The organism is Paenibacillus polysaccharolyticus, assembly GCF_900102085.1.
Taxonomy (GTDB): Bacteria; Bacillota; Bacilli; order Paenibacillales; family Paenibacillaceae; genus Paenibacillus; species Paenibacillus polysaccharolyticus.
The window spans coordinates 26,251-47,916 of record NZ_FMVM01000023.1; the positions used below are offsets into that span (position 1 = coordinate 26,251).

Annotated in this window: 13 protein-coding genes and 1 riboswitch; of the genes, 9 read left to right on the forward strand and 4 right to left on the reverse strand. The window is 46.2% G+C overall.

Annotated features, from left to right (window positions below; all coding sequences use genetic code 11):
* Window positions 1–165: 165 nt before the first annotated feature.
* The 3 genes from BLQ13_RS25195 to BLQ13_RS25205 all read left to right on the forward strand — a co-directional run bounded on the left by BLQ13_RS25195 (window position 166) and on the right by BLQ13_RS25205 (window position 8,771).
* Complete coding sequence (locus BLQ13_RS25195) at window positions 166–2,568, forward strand: YcdB/YcdC domain-containing protein (protein ID WP_090924459.1); 2,403 nt, start codon at window positions 166–168, stop codon at window positions 2,566–2,568.
* Window positions 2,569–2,888: 320 nt separating this feature from the next.
* Window positions 2,889–4,016, forward strand: coding sequence for a transglutaminase domain-containing protein (locus BLQ13_RS25200; RefSeq protein ID WP_090924460.1), 1,128 nt, complete (start codon window positions 2,889–2,891; stop codon window positions 4,014–4,016).
* A 210-nt stretch (window positions 4,017–4,226) separates the two neighbouring features.
* Window positions 4,227–8,771, forward strand: coding sequence for a collagen binding domain-containing protein (locus BLQ13_RS25205; protein WP_167375845.1), 4,545 nt, complete (start codon window positions 4,227–4,229; stop codon window positions 8,769–8,771).
* A 157-nt stretch (window positions 8,772–8,928) separates the two neighbouring features.
* Here the strand turns inward: BLQ13_RS25205 and BLQ13_RS25210 are convergent, their stop codons facing one another.
* The 3 genes from BLQ13_RS25210 to BLQ13_RS25220 form a co-directional block, all read right to left on the reverse strand.
* Window positions 8,929–9,558 (reverse strand): class D sortase, encoded by a 630-nt coding sequence (locus BLQ13_RS25210; protein WP_090924462.1) that lies wholly within the window; start codon window positions 9,556–9,558, stop codon window positions 8,929–8,931.
* 138 nt (window positions 9,559–9,696) lie between these two features.
* Window positions 9,697–11,184 carry an amino acid permease gene (locus tag BLQ13_RS25215; protein ID WP_090924463.1) on the reverse strand — a complete coding sequence of 496 codons (1,488 nt, stop codon included), beginning with the start codon at window positions 11,182–11,184 and terminating at the stop codon, window positions 9,697–9,699.
* 112 nt (window positions 11,185–11,296) lie between these two features.
* A riboswitch (Lysine riboswitch) is annotated at window positions 11,297–11,515 on the reverse strand.
* A 172-nt stretch (window positions 11,516–11,687) separates the two neighbouring features.
* Window positions 11,688–12,830 carry a virulence factor gene (locus BLQ13_RS25220; protein WP_090924464.1) on the reverse strand — a complete coding sequence of 381 codons (1,143 nt, stop codon included), beginning with the start codon at window positions 12,828–12,830 and terminating at the stop codon, window positions 11,688–11,690.
* A gap of 253 nt (window positions 12,831–13,083) precedes the next feature.
* On the opposite strand from BLQ13_RS25220, the gene BLQ13_RS25225 reads away from it, so the two are divergent.
* Window positions 13,084–13,500, forward strand: coding sequence for a hypothetical protein (locus BLQ13_RS25225; protein ID WP_090924465.1), 417 nt, complete (start codon window positions 13,084–13,086; stop codon window positions 13,498–13,500).
* Between the two features lie 83 nt (window positions 13,501–13,583).
* On the opposite strand, the gene BLQ13_RS25230 is transcribed toward BLQ13_RS25225, so the two are convergent.
* Window positions 13,584–14,282, reverse strand: a complete 699-nt coding sequence (locus BLQ13_RS25230; RefSeq protein ID WP_090924466.1) for a response regulator transcription factor — start codon at window positions 14,280–14,282, stop codon at window positions 13,584–13,586.
* 339 nt (window positions 14,283–14,621) lie between these two features.
* On the opposite strand from BLQ13_RS25230, the gene BLQ13_RS25235 reads away from it, so the two are divergent.
* The 5 genes from BLQ13_RS25235 to BLQ13_RS25255 all read left to right on the forward strand — a co-directional run bounded on the left by BLQ13_RS25235 (window position 14,622) and on the right by BLQ13_RS25255 (window position 21,658).
* Window positions 14,622–17,471 carry a PAS domain-containing sensor histidine kinase gene (locus BLQ13_RS25235; protein WP_167375846.1) on the forward strand — a complete coding sequence of 950 codons (2,850 nt, stop codon included), beginning with the start codon at window positions 14,622–14,624 and terminating at the stop codon, window positions 17,469–17,471.
* Between the two features lie 381 nt (window positions 17,472–17,852).
* On the forward strand, window positions 17,853–19,199 hold the full coding sequence (locus tag BLQ13_RS25240; RefSeq protein ID WP_090924468.1) for a cytochrome ubiquinol oxidase subunit I: 1,347 nt from the start codon (window positions 17,853–17,855) through the stop codon (window positions 19,197–19,199).
* Window positions 19,196–20,230, forward strand: coding sequence for a cytochrome d ubiquinol oxidase subunit II (locus BLQ13_RS25245; RefSeq protein WP_090924469.1), 1,035 nt, complete (start codon window positions 19,196–19,198; stop codon window positions 20,228–20,230). The genes BLQ13_RS25240 and BLQ13_RS25245 overlap by 4 nt, the downstream gene beginning before the upstream one ends.
* Before the next feature lie 7 nt (window positions 20,231–20,237).
* Complete coding sequence (locus BLQ13_RS25250; RefSeq protein WP_090924470.1) at window positions 20,238–20,510, forward strand: hypothetical protein; 273 nt, start codon at window positions 20,238–20,240, stop codon at window positions 20,508–20,510.
* Window positions 20,511–20,602: 92 nt separating this feature from the next.
* Entirely contained in the window at window positions 20,603–21,658 is a 1,056-nt protein-coding gene (locus tag BLQ13_RS25255; RefSeq protein ID WP_090924471.1) for an MBL fold metallo-hydrolase, read from the forward strand.
* Window positions 21,659–21,666 lie beyond the last annotated feature (8 nt).

The following is a 21,666-nucleotide window of genomic DNA, read 5'->3' on the forward strand; positions in this document are numbered from 1 at the left end:
CGTTTTTGTTGTGTTTTTTCATTATACAGAAATTCACAATTGTAAAATTACCCGGAAAACAGCGATTAAAAAGGAAGCTTATGGTATCATAGATTAGAATGGCAAAATTCATGCGAGAGTATTTATGATGCATCCTGCATGAGATTGAAGGGAGAGGTAACCATTTTGAGTTGGGATTGGAACATGAATGGAAGGCTAAAAACGTTCACAGCCAAAGCCGCAGCAACAGCAATGGCAACTCTGCTGTTTACGACACAGGTACCGGGTTTGACGGGGAGCGCATCCGCTGCTCAGGCGGGGACTGGCTCAGTGAATGAAGCAGTGTCGGGGGAAAACGATCAACTAGACGTAACAAGCAATGACGTGCCGGAGGGTGCAAAAATTTCATCCAGGCAAGCCGCTGAAAATATATTAAAGCTGTTTCCGTTATTAAAAAAAGCGACGATCTCGTCCGCTAATTTCGATGTATCCAATTCCTATCCACCGCCGGATTACAAGGTATGGGATATTGGATTTCAAATTGTACAAGGTAATCATTCCATGGGATTCAGCGCGAATGTGCATGCAGGTACGGGGGAAGTCCTAAGCGTACATTTGCCATCTGAATTAGTGGAGAGTCAGCTGTCATCCGGTTCAGATGTTCAATTTACCAAGGAAGAAGCTGAAAAAACAGCTATGGAACTGCTACATCAGGCTATTCCTGAACTACAGGAAGGACAGTATGTGCCGCTAGGAGACACGGTTTCACCTGCGGAACAACAAGCGTTATTTGGCCGTAATGAATATCAGTTTGTCTATAACTTAAAACATGATGGCGTCGTGTCGGATGCAGAGACAGTCTACATAACTGTGGATGAGAGAGGTCAGGCCACATCGTATTCACGTTCGACCATCTCGGCGAAATATCCTTCCTCCAAGCCGAAGGCCTCGGAAGAGCAGGCCAGACAGGTATTTGAAGATGGATTTGATGTAGAGCTTGCCTATATCTCCAAAGAACAATGGTCATCCAGACAAGGGCAAAAATATGTTCTCGGTTATTTGCCCAAAGGTGATAGTATGGGGCCGATTAACGCTAACACGTTAGACCGAATTGACGTGATGACAGGAAAAGCCGTGGACAAGAGCAGTTCACAACAAAATAAAAAAGTAACAGGCAATGGGCCGGCATTTGTTGCAGCCAGCGGTCAGCGCTTAAATGTGCAACAGGCAGTAGAGCGGGTTGCAGCCAATTTTGACATTCCCAAGGATTACAAACTCGAACACAGTCAATTAACCAAAGGTTACTATGGTAATGCGAACAGCCAGGTCTGGAGTCTTAGCTGGAGCAATCGCAATGCAAACATATCCTATATGTTCATGCGTGATATTTCGGCACAGGTCGATGCGGTTACCGGACAGGTCTACAGCTACAATTTGATGCAACGGGTTGGACCAGAGATGGGGCAAGAAAAACCTTCTCAAGAGAAGGAGAAAAAGACGGTTACTTCAACACAGGCCGAGAAACTTGCGATGAATACGATCATTGCCGCTGTTCCACAAGCCAAAGAGCAGTATCAACTGGCCAGAATGATAGAAGCAGACGATGCTCGTACGTTTGTATTTCAGCGTTATTTGAACGGGATTCTGGTTCAGGATGACACGGCACAGGTGCAGGTAAGGAACAATGGGGATATTACTGAATTTTATACACGCCTCGCGGCATCTCCTGAGCAACTACCGGCAGATATTACACCTGCAATCTCTTACGAAAAAGCTAAAGAACTCTATCTGAAGAAATATACGTTAACGTTGAATTATGCTCGTTACGGTGGGTTCGGCTTGGGTACTAGTGAACCTGTACCTGTGGGGGTGAATTTGGCTTATGTACCTGTAAGCGGTAAGAAATCTCTATACAATTTGAACGAATTACTGGATGCTAATACAGGTCAATGGTTCTTCATGTACGGTCTAGACCATGCGGCATCTCAGATCGAACCGACAGATACTGCGGGTCATATTGCTGAATCAGCTTTGCGTAACATGACCAAGCATAAGGTGTTGATTGCTGACGAGCAGGGACGTGTATTTCCGGATCGGGTCATTACCCGGGGGGATTGGTTTAATTATCTGGCAAGAGCAATTAATCCGAACATGGACATGTACTATAACAGCGAGAGCAATGAAAAACTTTTTGCTGATGTAACGATAGAAAGTCCGGATTACAAGGCAGTGAAAGTCCTTATAGATCAACGATGGATCGGTGGAGCTGACCCTGAGAAGCAGCTAAAACTTGAGGAAGAAATGACACGTGAAGAATTGGCGGTCTTTCTGATGCGTATTCTACGTTATGAGAAGCTCGCTGGATTCTATATGCAGCCGTCAGATTTGCCTAACATTGCCGATGCCGGTGCGATCAACAATAAGGGTGCTGTTTCTCTGAGCTTGAAGCTTGGCTTGTTACCTTCTATTGAGGGAAGATTCATGCCTGCGCGCAAAGTAACGGTAGCTGAGGCATCTCAAGTTCTTGAACGACTTGCCAAGTTGCAAGGGAAGACGGACACGTTCATGACGGGTAGCCGCCTTTATTGATTCCAGGCAGGCTGAACTGCATTAATGTGTACGAATCTGTACGCATGCAAAGCCACTCATAATTTGCTCTAGGAAGACATAGGATGAAGTGAAGCGGCAAACATGATGACTGCAACTAAAGTTCAAGGGGCCTTCCGAGAAGGTCCCTTTTCCACTTGATTCCACTAAGATTGGAAAGATACAAGTTGAATTATTCTTTTACACGTTAACGAAGTGGACTGTGTGAAATTTTTAATTCAACTTATATAGAACACTGAAAGCAAGACCTTTTATGATACAATAGGGCATGAGAATGCTACGAAGAAGGGTGGGGTCCTTTCATGGGTAAGAACGGTAAACGAGTGATCACCATGTTGCTGGCAGGCTGTCTTGTTGCCGCTTGGTTGCCGCGTACAGTTGACCTGGATCAATTGTATGCAGCGTCAGGCACGTCCGAACTATCTACAGCGACGGATTTGCGTCAGACACTGTTGAATGCGATGTCGCAGCGTACAGAGAAAGTGGTGTTTACCTATAAGGGGAACGTGAAGGGCCTCAAGAAACAGTTGCAGACTTCTATCGATGAAGCAATGAAGAGTGATCCTTATATTCAATATACAGTGAAAAGTTATGCGTTTAACTATAAAGGCTCCAATACATCGGCCGAGGTGGATGTGACCCTCTCTTACCGGGAAACGAAGGCGCAGACCGATTATGTGAATCGGAAAGTAGCTAGTGTGCTCAAAGAAATTATTAAACCCGGCATGACGAGTCATGAGAAGGTTAAAGTTATTCATGATTGGATTGTGCTGAATCTTGCTTATGATACTTCATTACAAAAATATACGGCTTATGACGGACTTGCGACAGGCAGTACCGTATGTCAAGGATACTCCTTGCTTACTTACCGCATGCTGGAGCGGGTAGGGATTGAGAATCGCATCGTCGAAGGTCAAGCAGGCGGGCAACTTCATGCCTGGAACCTGGTGAAGCTGGATGGAAAGTGGTACCATATGGACACGACGTGGGATGATCCAACACCTGATCGCAAAGGCGTTGTGAGTCATAGCTACTACTTGTTAAGTGATAAAGAGATGGCGCGTGACCATGTCTGGACAGGCAAAAACAAGTACCCTGCAGCCTATGCACCTTACCGTGATGCTCTGCTTAAACTGGCGAAGACGGACGGAAACAAGCAGGAGGTATACCAAAAGCTGTACCATGCACTGGAGTATTCTCTGTATAATGAACAGGATGCAGTCAAGGAACGCGCAGTGCTCAAAACCAAAGTTCAGGGTGTGCTAAATGAGGGCGGAACTTCGTTAACCTTCAGATATAAGGGTACAGAGAGCAGTTTGATCGAAGATTTGCAGGATCTGTACCAGTTGGGTATGAAGTCTATCTCCTATTTTGTCTCCAAGATGGAAGATACAACAGACCTGCGTGTCAAAATTAACTGGACCTTGTAATAGAGGGCAGGAGCATATAGTCTGGTTCAGGTTCAGTGGCGTCAAATATAGCTGTATCAACGTATCTTCGTACCAAGAGCACCGCATGACGGGTGCTCTTTTTGTTGTCCAGTCTGCCAGCATGTCCATTGTCTATTTTTTGTATAGGTTCCCCTGTTATTCTATTCCTCGGCGTCTGCCAACATTATGAGCGAGGAGGATATGCGGAACATGAAGAGACAAGTGGGCATCATGATGATTGCACTTTTGCTGGTTACGCAATTGCTACAAGGGATGGTGTTAACATCAACTGTGCATGCTCAGGATGACACGAACCTGATCTCGGCGGGTACAATGAATAATTTAGAACCACCTTCACCAGAAGAGGATGACACGGTTCCTGAGGAACAGGACAATACGGATACTGCTACGGATGATGAATCAGTCCAGGGAGATGTGGATCAAACGGCATCTGTAGAGGAAGCGAACCATACAAACGTAAGCCTTATGGCTACCGCTGCTGCAGCTCCCGAGATTCAGGAGAATCTGATTACGAGTGTGCAGATGTACAACCAGAAGCCGGATTATGACGGCAACGGTCAGATCGAAGTCAGGGGAGACAAGATTGAGGATATTCGCCCACGGATATCGGATGAAGTTGCGGTGGTTTTTAAATGGGGATTTGGGGATGATACCCATTCTTACGGGGATGGATCGACCTTCACATTCCACCTGCCTGACAAGTTTATGATAGGCTCACAGCTGAGGGGCAGTTTGGATGGGGGCGTCGGAGAATACGTCGTGAACCCGGACGGCACCATTGTATTTACCTTTAATGAAATGCTCGAGCATGCCAAGCTGGAAGGAAACTTCTATGTGTGGATCAAATTTGACGAGAGCAAGATGCAAGATGGACTGAAACAGAAGATTGATTTTAGTGGTGCAGGTCAAGGCATTATTGATGTGAATTTTGCAAACACCGCGAAGGATGAACTTCAGAAGACAGGAAAAGCAAACAAAAATAATTTCAATTCGGATGAGATTGAATGGAACGTAGATTTTAATCAGGCCGAAAAGATCATGAACAATGTGGTTTTGGAGGATACATTACCGCTGGGGCTGTCACTTCAAGGGGATATTGAGATCCGCGAGCTGGAGGTCCAGTTAAATGGTTCCGTGAAGGAAGGTCCTGTTGTTAACACAGCAACCCAGTTCCCTGTAAACTTGGGCAATATCGACAAAGCATATCGTGTCACATACAAGACGAACATTCAGGCACCGACTAGTGCTCCCTATACAGGTGTAACTTATTCCAATGAAGTGACACTGACAGCAGATCAGAGCGAGTATAATGAATCCGATCTTGGACGTGTTACGGTTAGTTTCAATGAACCGCTGAACAAGTCGGGACAAGAAAGTGCATACGATCCAGTTACTCAGACGATTACATGGAAGGTTCAGTACAACTATAATCAGCAAACCATTGTACAGGCAAGTGCATGGCTTGAAGACCGTTTTGATACGGCAAAACAGAGGCTGATTGCAAGTTCACTTCGCGTATATGAAGTACAGATTCAATCGGATGGTCGCCCTGGTACAAGAACAGAGGTTGATCCTGCAAACTACACAGTGACTGGTGTCGGCACCGGTTTTAATGAAGGTTTTAAGCTGCAGTTCAACAACGATATTGATAAAGCCTATGAGATTGAATATGACACCCAGGCCATACAGCGGATATACGAAAATGAGACTGTAGTTAATACAGTAAACACACAGGATGGCACGACTAAGGAAGGTCAAAAAAATATTGAGGAAGTTATTTTTGCGAAGAGTGTAAAAAATGAAAATTTCAATGCCAAGGAAATCGAGTGGCAGATTGTGCTGAACCGGGATCAGAAGGAGATGACGGACATCGTCATCACAGATGATTATACAGGCAGACATATGAAGCTTATTCCGGGCAGTCTGCAGATCAGTGGCGATCAGCAGGATCAGTTCGAGGCAGAACCTGTAGCAGACCCGGCGGATGTGAATTTTGAAAAAGGGTTTACGATTCGCCTGAAACCTGGCGGTATGATTAATAAAGAACATGTGATCACTTATAAAACAAGCTTTGATCCAACGGCTGGAATGCCAACAAACAATGAATATCGCAACACGGCAACGCTAAACTGGAATGAATCAGGCTTTCCGCAGACCGCTATAACAAAGTTTGCTGTGGTCAGACCCCAGAATTACACAATTGAGAATGGTAACAAGAGGGGCGAATACAGCGCCAGAGACAAAGCGATTACCTGGACCATTGATGTGAATTACAATCTGTTCGATCTTCAGGAGGCCATTCTCAAGGATGCCTATATCGGGAATCAATCCTTTGTGGATGGATCATTGAAAGTGAATGAGCTTGAATTGAGGGGTGCCAACAATGTTACATCAGTTGGTGATGAGGTCACGTTGACATCGGGTCAATTCCAGCTTAACCCGGATGGCAAAGGTTTTACGCTGAATCTGGGTGACATCGGCAAAAAAGCTTATCGCGTGGTGTATCAAACGAGTCTGGACGGAGCGTATGCAGTGGAGGGTTCGTACAGCAATCATGCTGTTCTGACGGATGCTGAAGGCGGGCCTGTACGTTTTGACAAGAAGGCTGTAGTTACTCCAGCCCATGGCGGAGTATATGTGAACAAAACAGGCCGTCAGGTGGGGACATCAGATCTGGCCTCATGGGTTGTAAACATTAATCCAAGTCAGTCATTCATTGCCGCGGGTTCTGAATTAACGGACACGTTATCCGGCAACCAGATTTTGCTTGCCGATTCAATGAAGCTGTATGAAATTCAACTGCCTGCAAACAATTCAGGCGATGTTTCGGTGAAGGATCGGCTGGTTGATCCATCGGAATATGAATTGGCAGTGGACGGTAACACATTTACTTTCACATTTAAGCACGACTTAAACACGGCATATCTTCTGGAATATCAGTCCTACATCAATGCTGATGATGGCGAGAGAATTCAAAATCAGGTTGATTTTGCAGGACAGTCCTCTTCCGTTGCGGGAGAAGGTAGCCAGGCTGGTATCAAGGTATCGATGGCTGGTGCAGGCGGAGGGGCATCCACCGGAGTGGGGAAAATCAAAGTGCATAAGGTGGATGACAGCGGACAACCGCTGGAAGGAGCCATCTTCGCGATCTATAATGCATCTGGAACAATTCTTTTGGAAACATTGAAACCGACAGATGCGAACGGAATGGCCGAAAGCAGTCGGAATTATCGACTGCATCTCACGAGTGGTGTACCCTACCGTCTCAAGGAGGTTGCAGCACCCGCTGGATATCTAACAGACGCTGAGTATGGTTCTATTTCAGGCAAAACGATACAGTTCAAGGATGCGGATGCAGCCTTCGAGATTGTAAACGAAAAGATTCGTCAGGGCTTTGAACTGACCAAGGTAGATGCAGCAAATCCAGCCAAGACGCTGGAGGGGGCTGTTTTTGAGTTATATCACATTCAGGGCTCAACGCGTGAGAAGCTTAATGAACTCACGTCAGGAGTGAACGGCAGAATCACCAAAGGAGATTTGGAAGCAGGGGCGTATGAATTAATTGAAATTCAGGCGCCGGAATTTTATACAGTGGATAGTACACCTATTCCGTTCACGATTACTGCGAACCAGACACAAATTGTGACACTTACAAAAACGAACCACATCGGTACGGGAGGTAAACTGACCGTAACGAAAGTAAATGCCAAGGATCAAGCTCCATTGAGCGGAATTGAGTTCGAACTGCGTGATTCCTCCAACACGATTGTGGATACCGGGGTTACGAATCAACAGGGTATCATTGAATTTGGCAATCTGACTTATGATGTGTATACACTGGTGGAAACCAAAGCTGAAGGTTTCGTGATAGAAACCCCGGAGACTTCGGTATCCATTACCAAGCCAGACACTCAAGTGACGATCGAAAACAAGGAAAATGACCGTTCGGTAAAGCTGGTGAAATATAATGCAAGCCGAACGCAGCATCTGCAAGGTGCGGTCTTTGAATTACGTGCTCAATCAGCACTTATGGGGCCGGATGGAGAATGGCTGTTTAACGTGGTTACAGGCATCAACCCGACATTATTGACAACCGATCTCCACGGTGAGATTAAATTACAGCAGCTTGAACCCAATATGTATCAGTTGGTTGAAGTGAAGGCCCCTGCTGGTTATCAATTGGATCAGACGCCAGTTGTATTTGAAATTACCAATCGACAAACCGAGGCCGTTGTTGTAGAAAAGACAAACCGGGCTATTCCGGTATCAGGCGGGCCGAGTGAGCCGTATAATCCGGGTACGCCTAACATTGGCAACACTCCAGAACCAACGAAACCAAATACACCTGATGGGAAAACACCGGAAATATCCGTGCCTGGTACGATTGTAACGAAGCCTTCGGAACCCGCAGAAGGAAGCGCGGGTGGAAGCAAGCCGGATGATGATTCCGAGACATCGCCTCCAGCGTCTGAAACGGTCGATGGAAATGAGACGCAGCCTCAGGTGACAGAAGGAAATGATACGGGCGAAGATGGTGAGCTTACACGTCCTACGGGTACAGATTCTGATCGTGAGGTTTCATCAGGGAACAGCAGCCATACGTCAGCTCAAGGCATGCTGCCCAAGACAGGTGAAGAGAGCTCCATCGTTTACACGGTCTCGGGATTAATGCTGATGGTTATGGGAAGTGCAGGGTACTTGTACTTCCGGCGCAGAGAGCAGTTCCAACGCTAAAGTGAGATGCTGGACACCCTGACCTGGACAAATACGAATAACGTATAATCAAACACCCTCCGGCCTATGCCACGAAGAATTGATCTTCGTGAGCAGGCGGGAGGGTGTTTTGACGTTTTTTTCTTGGTTAAGGCTGTATCACGGTGTAGCAGTCCATTTAAGTGTTTACTTTTACAGCGCGTATAATGAGCCGATGTGTTGCATCGATCAGCGGATCACAGGTGATCAACGTTAGAACTTCTCCAAGGCCCGGGTCTTCCAGAACAGATACATCGGAAGGCTCTACAACGGAAATCTGATCGATTTTGTAGTGTATGGTTGTTTGATTGGCAAGTATGATCTCTACAGAGTCGCCCATTTGAAGCTCACCCAGCCGGTTGAATAATCGACCTTTTCGATGAGCACGATGAGCAGCAATCGCCGCATTACCAGATTGTCCGATTGAAGCTGTCTCCATCAGATGGGCTGCAGCAAACTTCATATTTTCCTGAGTCGCACCTTCCAGAATAGGCAAGCGCACATCAATAACCGGAATAGAGATAATTCCAATTGTTCCGGGTGCAAGGGAATTATTGGCGGCAATGTCCCCGGTAGTTCCCTCTTGGTCTGAATGACCGGTATCTATACTGCGTTCAAAGGTAAGATTCAGTTGAGACAGGCCGGACTGAAGATGTTTCAGTTCACTCAGGACTCGGCTCTGCTGCCAGTCATAATACATTTCTTGCAGCGTTGGAAAGCTGATCGTCAACAGGCCTAATAGCACAAGCAGGACAGACCACTTTTTCAAAGTACATCTCTCCTTCGGTTGAGAGTATAATAGGTGTTCCCTTATCTATTGTACGGATCAACCTATACAAAATATGGACAGAAAAATCCCCTGTTCCAAACAGATTGCTCTGTAGAACAGGGGATGAGGATTAGTCTTTTACTCCTTAATACCTGAAGATTCAGCAGGTGTGAAGTCGCATTCCTGTAGAGGGACAACTTTGGTCTTTTTAATCCATTTGTAACCGAGCCATAGTATCAGGAATAACGGTACACTCAGGTAAGCAACAAGGACTCCACTCCAGTCGATCTGGTCACCTGTGAATGCCTGATAGTTCTGTCCAAGAATAACGATAATACACAAGACAAAAGCAAAGATTGGCCCAAAAGGGAACCAACGTGCACGGTAAGGCAAATCTCTCAAATCCCGGCCTTGTGCAACATAAGCTCGCCGGAATCGGTAATGACTGATCGCAATACCCAGCCACGTAATGAATCCACACATGCCGGATGCATTCAGCAACCATGTATACACAATGCCGTCACCGAAGAGGGAAGCCAAAAATGCAAGCATGCCAACAGCGGTTGTGACAAGCAGCGCGTTCATCGGAATGCCTCGTTTATTCAGTTTGCCAAGGAAACGTGGAGCTTTGCCATCCCGGGCAAGTGCATAGAGCACACGGCTTGAAGCGTACATGCCGGAATTGCCTGCAGAGAGCACGGAAGTCAGGATGACGGCATTCATGACAGAAGCCGCAATCGCAAGTCCTGCTTTTTCGAAGACAAGCGTAAATGGGCTGACCCCGATGTTCTCCAGATCACCTTTGAGCAGATTCGGGTGAGTGTAAGGAATAATTAAACTAATTACAGTAATCGCCAAAATGTAAAAGATCAGAATACGCCAGAAGACCTGGCGAATGGCACGAGGCACGTTTTCGCGCGGGTTCTCACTTTCACCAGCGGCGACACCGATTAATTCCGTTCCCTGGAAGGAGAAACCCGCGGCCATAAACACGCCGAGCACGGCGAAGAAGCCACCGTGGAATGGTGCATCACCGACTGTAAAGTTGCTGAAACCAACAGCTTCACCGCCTAGAATACCAAAGATCATTAACACGCCGACACTCAGGAAGATAATGACGGTGGCCACTTTGATAATGGCAAACCAGTACTCCGATTCCCCGTATCCTTTGACAGACAGGATATTCAAGGCAAAGATCAGTACCAGGAATAGCAGACTCCATAACATGGATGAGCTGTCCGGAAACCAATATTTAATCAGAACGGTAGCTGCAGCGAGTTCGGCGGCAATGGTTACCGCCCAGTTGTACCAGAAGTTCCAGCCCATGGCGAAGCCGAGAGCGGGGTCAACGAAACGTGCGGCATACGTATTAAAAGAACCAGAGTCCGGCATAAAGGTTGCGAGTTCACCCAAGCTGGTCATGAGGAAATAAACCATGATTCCAACAGCCGCATAGGCAAGTAATGCACCACCAGGGCCGGCAGTCGAGATGGCTGTACCACTTGCCAGAAACAGACCGGTACCAATCGAGCCGCCCAGGGCAATCATGGTCATGTGACGTGCACGCAATCCTTTTTTCAGTGTAGGTCCAGTTGTAGTGTGTGATTGGTTACTGCGGTCTTGCATGAAAACACTCCTTCATTTGTATTGCTGATGCAGTTCATAGATCCATAAACAAAAAAAGACCACAGGCATGAGCCAGCGGTCTTGAATTTTATATCCGCACCATGTCCCAGATGATTAAGATAGCTCAACACAGAAGAAGTCATACCTTTTTTAGAAAAAGATACGAATTTTGCTGTGACAGTTCTGCACCTTTCGGCTGCAGCCCCAGCTCACCGGACCGATAAAGGAACGTCCAGTAAACTTCGGCGGGTACACCTTTCGGCTGATCTCAACAGCGGCTCCTAGCGCCTTCTTCAGCTTACTGATCGCACCCGCGACCTCTACCTCACCATGCAATGGATGAGGTGTATCTATTGTTTATGAAGTTAGAAATCACGCTTCGAGCAGCGTGTAATCTGTTAATCAAACAGACAACAAGTATACCGCTCATCGATTTACAGTGCAATAACAAATGTTGGATTGTTCCCTGGAAGGCTCCTAAAGGACAATACTAAAAGATAAATCTAATCCTGCTTTTTATTCCGTCCTGCCATCTGCTGCCACACCGTTCCGGCGGCCTGTTCACCAGACTCGATACGTTCTAGCGCCATTTTAGCCTGTAAACTTACTTCAAATTCTGGATCTTCCGCGGCGAGACGTAAAGCCTGCTCCGCTTCTTCAGTTCCGACTTCATACAGAAAACGAGCCGCACGCCAGCGCACGAGTTTGCTCTTGTCTGTTAACGTTTCAATCATGGCCGGTGTGGCAACAGGGTCGCCGATGTCTGATAAAGTATCCCCGGCAGTACGCCGTACAGCGGCAGAACTGTCCCGAAGCGCTTCGTACAGAAGTTCCATCGCTTCAGGTGTACGAATGTCCCCGAGATAGACAACGGCCAAGCGACGAATTTGCATTTTGCTGTCACGCAGTGCCTTTGCTACCAGATGCAGTCTTTCCTCTGTTGGTTCCATACCATCCAGTGCGGCATAGCGTACATTCCAGTCTTCATTCTGAAGAGCTTCTTCCAGTTCCGGTCCAGCCAGCGCACGCCGATGCTCGACGAATTCTTCTGTATTTGTACCATGCGCAATAGCTTGCTGAATAACCTGCTCCAATCGCTCCGGTGGATAAGCCGCTTCCAGTTCTTGTTCAACTTCACGCGCAATATCCGGTAGTTCACCGTACCGTACCCCGTAATCGCTCAGTTTACGTTCTTTGATCAGTGTAGCACTGGCAACTTCCGTAACGGCTTTGACAAAACGGTCTGACAGTGAAATCCGTTCCTCTTTCGTTCCGGCTTTGACGCGAATTTGCATCGGCACTCCGCGGAAAAACTGAACAAAAACTTGTGCTTCTCCAAAGTGTTCACCTGAAGCATCTTCTGATTCAATCCAGTCCAGATTTACGCTTTCCTGACCCAGACGGCTCTGTACTTCACCAAGAATCACAGACCAGTCTGCATTGCCTTTACGATCCAGAGCAACGAAGTCAGTTGTGTGGAATACACTTTTCACGCCTGGAATGTGTAACATCTGGCGAATAAACGCCGGGGCTGAACGTTCGTTGTCCAGTGTATAGGTTCTGCGAATCCCGTCTTCCAGACGTTCGTCGAGATGTAACATCATCGTATTTGGACTCGGTGTTGGTTCAATGGAAACTATATTCATGGGTGAAACCTCCTATAATAGCAGATTGATACATAAGCTCCCGTAAAATAAATCACAAAGTACCTTTATTTTAACGGATACCTCTATTTTACATGAAATCAGGAAAACTGCGAAATTACATGCCGATGAGAAGCATTAGCGCAGGTATGTGAAGAAGTGCGAAGATTGTTAACACTTCTTTCATGTTCGTGCACAAACATTTTTAAATGAAACCTGACACAATAGAGGTAAGAAGCTATTGGAGGTTATATCTATGGAGCCTGTTACTGTGCTAACGGATGGAGAGCGTTGTATTAACTTTGAGAAAATCAAACCTTTGTTTGAGGATTGGATTGCTTCTGCGCCATCAGATTCAGTAAAGGGAACAGGAAGAGGGGATTGGGAGAATTCCCGTTTTTGCATTGTGGATTATAGGAACGCTGATCAGGCCATAGCCGCGGCGAAAGCCGTCCGTGCTTTTGTACCGGATGTTCCTCTACTGGTCATTACCGATTTTACATCCTTGGTTCGTAAGCGTCATCTGCAACAGATTACAGGTACTGGTGTTATGAAGTTGATGCTCTGGAATGAACAAGACCCCGATCAATTGGTTAGCGGCATCGAGAAATGGCTGCAAACTTTCGGGTACGAAACACCAATAACCATGCCTTCCGCTTTACACATTCGGTAAAACGAAAGAAGCATGGTGCTTGCAAACTGTTTTTATACAGCTTTGTTATGTTTATGTTTTGTGATGGCTGTACCTACGACCAACTAGACCATATATTTATAGCCTGTACCCCATACCGTTTTAATAAAACGGGGATTTTTGGGGTCGGGCTCTATTTTTTTGCGAAGACTAGAGATATGTACGTCGATGGTTCGATCCAGATAGGCGCGTTCAGAGCCTTTAATGCGGTCCATCAGTTCATTACGGGTAAATACTTTGCCCGGATTGCGATACAATTCCTTCATAATCTCAAATTCGATATGGGTTACATCGATTTCAACACTATCTACAAATAGCGTTCTCCTGTATTCATTTACACTAATGTGACCTGTCACTTCAGATGGCTGATTCTCTTTAACGGGTTTATCCTGATAAGTGATAATCGACCTGCGTAACAATGCTTTAATTCTGGCGTCCAACTCCTTCAGACTAAACGGCTTGCAGAGGAAATCGTCAGCACCGTTATGTAAGGCACGAAGTCGATCATTTAACATCGTACTTGCAGATATCATCAGGACAGGAACGGTGGAATGTTGCCGAAAAGAGTCAACAAGTTCGTTACCGTCAATTTCGGGCAACATCAAATCTGTCACCACAATATCAGGTTGAAACTGGGAAAATAAATGAAGAGCTTCACGGGGATGATGAACCCGCTCGGTTATGTATCCTTCCTCATCAAGAAAAAAAGCGATCATGTCCGCTAAATTCTTTTCATCTTCTATAAGAAGTACTTTGATTGACATAACTTCACACTCCTTACGAACGAGGATTTGTTAAGAAATTACGATGAAATGATGAAAAATACCGCAAAAAATTTAATGGTTCTATTCCAGAATATAGGAAGTAGCACCAACTTGCAAAAAGACTTTACCTTGATAGTGTAGTTTATCATGAGATTACTTTTTTTGCCGAATCATAATTTTTGCCATACGTATTATGCATGTTAATTAAAGTATAATGGATCAGAGTGCTTAAAGGGAAAAAAGGTTCGAAGTTATCGCCAGCTATTAGGGGGAACAGATGTTGTTAGAGAGAACAAAGAGGGCAGAAGTACCTCGAATCCACGGTGAGGACAGATGTATATGTATGGGATAACGGAAGCGAGGAACCTGTTGGAACGGATTCTACTGCACCTGAGAAGACCCTGGATTGGAACATGCCTTCTGGTGATCTTTGGCACACTAAGTTCCATTTTTCCGTTTACGTTGTTCTATGGTGTACAATTTGTACTCACTAGTGCCGCGGCATTGGTTGCCCTTCGTTTGTATGGAGGGGTATACGGTTTTGTAACACTTACGTTCATCCATCTGATTAAAATTCTGATCGTTGGTATAGATTCACATAGCCTGTATATCACGCTAGGACATTTTTTAGAGCTAATCTGGATGCTAGGGTGGCAAAGCTACTATAAAAAAGGCAGTCTGATCAAAGCTAACGCTGTGTTCTGGATTGTGATGTTACTTCCTGCAATTGGTTACGGATATTATGTTTTAGGCCTGACTGTGGAAGTGACCAAATATGAATATATGTACGTGGCTGTCGTAAGCATGGTCAACGCCCTGATAGCAGGCATTGTGGTTGATTTTTGGATCACTTTGGGTGAACATCAGGCTAAACGTGCAGGCACGATCCCCCTAGCGAGAATTGCATTTAAATATGTGGTTGCTTTTGTTGTGTTTGTCTCTCTTGTCCTGTTGTCAGTGGATAGTCGCAGACAATTGAGCCAGATGAACGAATCCATCTTACGGGATATGAAACATGCAGCGAATGCTGTGGTTCAGGATTTAGATGAACAGTATGTAACGCCGGATAACCTTGCAGAAAATGTAGAGCGTTACCACCATTTGTTGGGTATGAATGTGATTTTACTAGATCAGCGTGGAACTGTCGTTGTTTCTGGAATCCCCGAGTATCTTCCGGGAGAATTCATAAATCTGGATAGTTTTCAGGTGCTGACATCCAGGAGCGGCCCAATTCTTTTAAATTCAGAGAAAGCTCATTACAGCGATATATTGGATCATTGGAAGGAAGCTTCTTTTATCTATGAGGCTGAGGAAACGGCTATTACCCCTTATCAGGTGTTTGTTGAAACCAATTCGTCCCAGTATTACACGCAAATTGAGAAGATCTATCTGACTACTTTTCAATCTTTATTCGTTATTATCGTTACATCCATGATTGTGGCAGCTCCTTTGAGTAGCAAAGTGGTTAGTCCCTTACTTCGTTTGACCCGGTTAACAGGTTCTCTTCCTCGTCTATTGTTTCGAAACGGAAATATGGATTGGCCGAGCAGTCATGTGACCGAAGTGCAGATCCTCATTGGAAACTTACGCAAGATGGCGGATGTGTTACTCGAACAATTCGAACAGATTCGACTCGATAAGTTAACACTGGAGGACAGGGTCATTGCTCGTACGAAGGAACTGAAGAACAGCGAAGGCATTAAACGTGCCATTATTGAATCTTCAATTGATGCCATTATCTCGGTTGATTGTCAAGGGGTGATCATTGAGTTTAACCCCGAGGCCGAAAGGATGTTTGGATTGGGGCGGAAAGAGGTTTTGTTGCAGAAGAAAGCCTCATCTCTTTTCCAGGGGATTAGTTTACAGGAAATTAAGTTGATGTTAGAACAATATGAGTATGTCGAAGGCAAACGGTATATCACGGTTGATGAAATATTAGGTGTTCGCAATGACGGCTCCGTTTTTCCGATTGAGTATCGAATTGTAGAGATTCAATTGGGGAAAAACGAGACGTTATACAATCTGTTCATCAAAGATATTACAGAACGTACTCGTGCAGAAGAAGACCGGGTGCGTCATGCCCTTGTATTGGAGCACCTTAACCTGGAGCTGTTCCAAGAGAAGGCAGCAATTCAGGAACAGCGCGATATCAGTGAACAATTCATTGAATCGGTTCGCGAAGGACTTGTCATGTCTGACCGTTCAGGCACGATTACAATTGTGAATCGCCGAATAGAAGAGATGTTTGGACTAGGTAATTTTCTAGGAGAATCCATCACTGACTTGGCTCAAGCCATCGATTCAATGGTACAGACGGATAACTTCAATCTGACAGAACAGACAAGAGCATTTCTGGATGGAGAACAAGCATTCATCGAGACCAACTTCTATTTTGATAACGTGGAACAAAGCGTTTTTTCGTTGTACATGAAACAGTTGGACGTGCCAGGGAAAAATCATGGATTCCTGCTCGTATTTCGTGACTTAACGGGTGAAGAGCGGCTGAACCGGATGAAAAACGAGTTGATTAGTGTTGTTTCTCATGAACTTCGTACACCTGTGGCTACCATCATGGGATATGTTGAACTGATGTTAATGTATGACCTCCCGGCATCCCAACGTAAGGAGTTTATGGAGACTATTGCGTCTGAAGGCAAACGTCTGAGCAGCTTGCTGGATGATGTGCTTGATATCCAACGACTCGATAATGAAGGCATGACTTATCATATGACCTACGTTCCGCTCGTGGACCTTGTTGAAGGTGTAGCAGAACAATGGAACATGAAGTCTTCTCAGCGGATCTATGTGCATGTCTTTAATGGTGATCTCTTTGCTTATGCGGATCAGAACCGGATGGTTCAAGTATTGCATAATCTGATAGGCAATGCGGTAAAGTACTCTCCAGGAGCAGAGCGAATCGACGTCACATTATGGGAAGAAGAGGGGGCTCTGTGCATCGATGTACGGGATTATGGCATAGGGATTGCCGAGAGTGAGAAGGATCTCCTGTTTAACAAGTTTTACCGTGTAGATAATTCGGACCATCGTCAGATTGGTGGCACGGGCCTCGGTTTGTATATCTCCCGCAAAATTGTGGAGGATCATCAAGGAAGTCTGACCTTCATGTCGGCGCCAGGGAAAGGCAGTACGTTCAAAGTCAGGTTGCCCAAACAGGACGTTGTGCTTTAGTCTGTTTATCGAAAGTTATTATAGTATCGTGAGCTTTTATCTTTTGGCACGTGACCGTGCGGAAAGGTAAAGGCTTTTTTATTGTTCTAACTTTGTTTTTCGTCATATGGGATAAAAAAACGGGAACTTTTGCACACTGTATATAGAGCCATAATTTGCATTCTGTGCAAAAGGAGGGCACCACGTATATGTTTCGCAAACAAGAGAAAACGCTCATCATCGTTTGTTTGGTGGCGGCTGTAGTTGTACTGTACGCCGTAGTCAAAAGCATCATCCGTATTATGAGTTATTAAAAATCCGTTCAGGCATGTACATAACCCATAACGATTCAACGAAACAATCAAACAACGATAACGATTACGCTGAAAGAGGAGTGTACCCATGTCATCTCTGGACCCCGTACTGCTCAGCCGGATTCTAACCGGTCTGACCCTGTTTGTGCATATTATCTTTGCTTCTATTGGTGTAGGTGTTCCGCTCATGATTGCTTTGGCTGAATGGCGGGGGCTACGTACCAATGACATTCATTACACCTTGCTGGCTCGTCGATGGGCGAGAGGTTTTGTCATTACGGTGGCCGTAGGTGTAGTCACAGGCACATCCATCGGCTTACAGCTGAGCTTGCTGTGGCCCATGTTTATGCGTGTCGCTGGTCAAGCGATTGCGTTGCCGCTTTTTATGGAGACATTTGCTTTTTTCGTAGAAGCGATTTTTCTGGGGATTTACCTATACACTTGGGATCGTTTCAAAAAGAAATACACGCACATGTTGTTGCTCATTCCGGTCGCTCTTGGCTCATCCGCTTCCGCGATATTTATCACAACCGTGAACTCGTTCATGAACCAGCCACAAGGTTTCACCTTGATTAACGGCATCATGAAAGATATCGATCCCATTGCCGCAATGCTGAACCCGGCGACACCAACCAAAGTATCCCACGTGCTTGCTTCCTCCTATACCTTGAGTGCCGGTGTGTTGGCAGGGATTGCGGCATTTAGTCTGCTACGTGGACGAGATCATGTGTATTACAAAAAAGCACTCAAGCTCACAACAGTATCTGCGCTTGTGTTTGCGATCAGCACCGTCATGATCGGTGATTCTTCAGGTAAATTTCTGGCGAAATATCAGCCGGAGAAGCTGGCCGCTGCTGAGTGGCATTTCAAAACGATGAAGGAAGCACCGCTGGTGTATGGCGGTATTCTCGATGAAAACAACGAGGTCAAATATGCCATCGAAATTCCTTATGCGCTGAGCATTTTGGCTGGTAATCGACCGGATACAGAAGTGAAGGGACTGGAAGAATATCCTGCCGATCTCAGGCCGCCGTTGTCTATTCATTATATGTTTGACCTGAAAGTAACAACAGGAGTCATTATCCTGCTGATCCCCGTGTTGTACGTGTTACGCCGCTGGCTGCCTGGACGCAAACCTTATCCGAAATGGCTACTGCTTGGCATCGTGCTTCTCGGCCCACTGGCGATGATTGCGATTGAGCTTGGCTGGATGTTTGCCGAGGTGGGCAGACAGCCCTGGATTTTGCGCGGATATATGAAGGTGTCCGAGGCGGCGACGACCTCGACTTCGGTGGGGTGGATGCTCGTGCTTTTTATCCTGCTGTATCTGGTGCTGTGTTTCTCGTGCATTCGTGTGATCAGCAAGTTGTTCCGTAACAAGGAAGCGGAGAAGGAACTGGATTCGCTTGGCCTGGAAGGAGGCATAGTGCATTGAGCTTTGAAATTGCGGGCATCGCGATATTGTGGACGTTTCTGTTCGGTTATCTGATCGTGGCGTCGATTGACTTCGGCGCGGGTTTCTTCAGTTTTTACAGCATATTGACCGGACATGAAAACAAAATTCATAACATTATTCAGCGCTACCTCTCACCGGTGTGGGAAGTGACGAATGTGTTTCTCATCTTCTTTGTCGTGGGGCTGGTCGGCTTCTATCCCGACAGTGCGTTCTATTACGGTACAGCCCTGCTTGTTCCGGGTTCGCTGGCGATTGTTCTACTGGCGATCCGAGGAGTGTATTACGCCTACAATACTTATGGTAACCACGGGAAAAATAGCAGAATCTATCTGGCATTGTACGGAGCAACGGGATTGCTAATCCCGGCAGTGTTCTCCACCATTTTGGCGATATCCGAAGGTGGGATTATCGAACAGGTAGGCGAAAAGGTGTTCTTTCGTTGGCGTGAATTTTTGACAAATCCCTATACATGGTCTGTTGTATTGCTCGCTTTGGTGAGTGTACTGTACATTTCGGCGATGTTCCTGTCCTATTACGCGAAGCGGGCCGGGGATGAACCGGCCTTTGGCGTACTTCGGGAGTATGCGCTGCTGTGGAGCTTGCCCACGATTTTTGCGAGTTTTCTGGCTTTTCTGCAAATTAACAAACAAAATCCGGCACACTTTGAACGTATGGTGGACATGTCCTGGATGTTTATCGCATCCTTTATCTGTTTTGTTATCGCGGTGTCGCTTGTGTGGAAGGAGAAATACCTGGGCTGGTGTTTTATCGCGGTGATGCTCCAGTTTGCCTTTGCTTGGTACGGATATGGTCGCTCACATCTGCCCTATATTCTGTACCCGTACATCAATATTTACGATAGCTTCACGAACCGAACGATGGGGATTGCACTGATCACAGCATTCAGTCTCGGGCTCCTGGTGCTCATCCCATCTCTGGTGCTGATTATGAAGCTGTTCCTGTTTGATGCCAATTATGTACGCGGTAACGCCGGGAAAAAGAAAGGGTGACTTCGCCATGTTTGCGACGACGATTTCGAATATTCTCTATATGCTGTCTGCTCTGCTACCCCGGCAACTTTTGGTGCTGAGATCTGTATGGCCCGCAGGTATTTATCCGGGATTGCACTTGCATCCGCTTTTGGAAGAAGGGGTGAAAGGCATACCGGGCATCACGGGGCTTAGCTTTTTTGAGACGTTTACGATCATGTATGCTCCGCCTCTGATTATGGTGACCGCGATTGTCTTTCTGTTTATCTATATGGCGGTATGCAAAAATCCAAAGGACTGATTACATTGACACTGTACTTATGTCAGGTGGTACGTCCACTGCCGATCCGGGTAATCTGATGTTAAGACCTGAGGAAGGGAGGAGGCCCCTTCATGCCCAAAATTCGTTATAACAATATCGATAATGTCAGTACAGACAAAACGCTGAAGGAGTTCAAGCAGTGGAGAGAACAGCGGCGCCGCAAAGTAAAGGACTATTCCTACAAGGTGCCGAAGCACGAGCCTGAACTGGATTATTTACATGCCAACCGGGAAGAAACCACGATCACGTGGATCGGACACTCCACCTTTTTCATCCAATATTATGGACTGAATATCGTGACCGACCCGGTGTGGGCGGAAAAGATGGGATTCCAACGCAGGCTGGGTGACCCCGGCATTCCGATTCAGGATATTCCACCGCTCGACGTCATCCTTATCTCTCACTCACACTATGATCACTTGCATTTGGCTTCCCTGCGCAAATTGATTACATCGAAGACACTGCTGATTGTGCCGGACGGCTTGAAACGCAAGATGATCCGTAAGGGATTTCACCGTTGTCAGGAGATGAAATGGTGGGATCATATGGTGCTTGGTGGAGTGAAGATTACGTTTGTGCCTGCTCAGCACTGGACACGCCGAACGTTATTTGATACCAATACGTCCCACTGGGGCGGTTACGTATTGGAGCCAAATCATGTCGTACATGCATCAGAAGAGAGTGCGGCAGCAAGAGAAGTGCCGGAACAGTCCGCTTCAGCAATTTCTGAATCCCAGAAAGCTCACGATGACAAACAAGCAGGAGGTTATCCACCTGTCCTGTATTTTGTCGGGGATACCGGGTATTTCAAGGAGTTCAAAACGATTGGTGAACGCTTCGACATTGGCGTAACATTGATGCCGATTGGCGCGTATGATCCCGAATGGTTTATGACTTCCCAGCATGTGACACCAGAGGAAGCCTTGCAAGGATTCGTGGAGACAGGCTCACAGCTTATGGTGCCCATGCATTACGGAACCTTCAAGCTGGCGGACGACACACCCAAGGAAGCACTGGACCGGCTGGAGGCGGAGAGAGAACGGCTCGGTATTGCCAAGGAACGGATTCGGGTGCTGGGACATGGCGAGACTCTTCGCATTCGACATGAAGCTGATGAGACCGAGTGATTATTCAT

Coding starts and splice junctions, on each gene's coding strand:
- BLQ13_RS25205 (WP_167375845.1), top strand. CDS start 4,227: ATGAAGAGACAAGTGGGCATCATGATGATTGCACTTTTGCTGGTTACG.
- BLQ13_RS25200 (WP_090924460.1), top strand. CDS start 2,889: ATGGGTAAGAACGGTAAACGAGTGATCACCATGTTGCTGGCAGGCTGT.
- BLQ13_RS25250 (WP_090924470.1), top strand. CDS start 20,238: ATGTTTGCGACGACGATTTCGAATATTCTCTATATGCTGTCTGCTCTG.
- BLQ13_RS25255 (WP_090924471.1), top strand. CDS start 20,603: ATGCCCAAAATTCGTTATAACAATATCGATAATGTCAGTACAGACAAA.
- BLQ13_RS25230 (WP_090924466.1), bottom strand. CDS start 14,282: ATGTCAATCAAAGTACTTCTTATAGAAGATGAAAAGAATTTAGCGGAC.
- BLQ13_RS25220 (WP_090924464.1), bottom strand. CDS start 12,830: ATGAATATAGTTTCCATTGAACCAACACCGAGTCCAAATACGATGATG.
- BLQ13_RS25235 (WP_167375846.1), top strand. CDS start 14,622: ATGTATGGGATAACGGAAGCGAGGAACCTGTTGGAACGGATTCTACTG.
- BLQ13_RS25225 (WP_090924465.1), top strand. CDS start 13,084: ATGGAGCCTGTTACTGTGCTAACGGATGGAGAGCGTTGTATTAACTTT.
- BLQ13_RS25240 (WP_090924468.1), top strand. CDS start 17,853: ATGTCATCTCTGGACCCCGTACTGCTCAGCCGGATTCTAACCGGTCTG.
- BLQ13_RS25215 (WP_090924463.1), bottom strand. CDS start 11,184: ATGCAAGACCGCAGTAACCAATCACACACTACAACTGGACCTACACTG.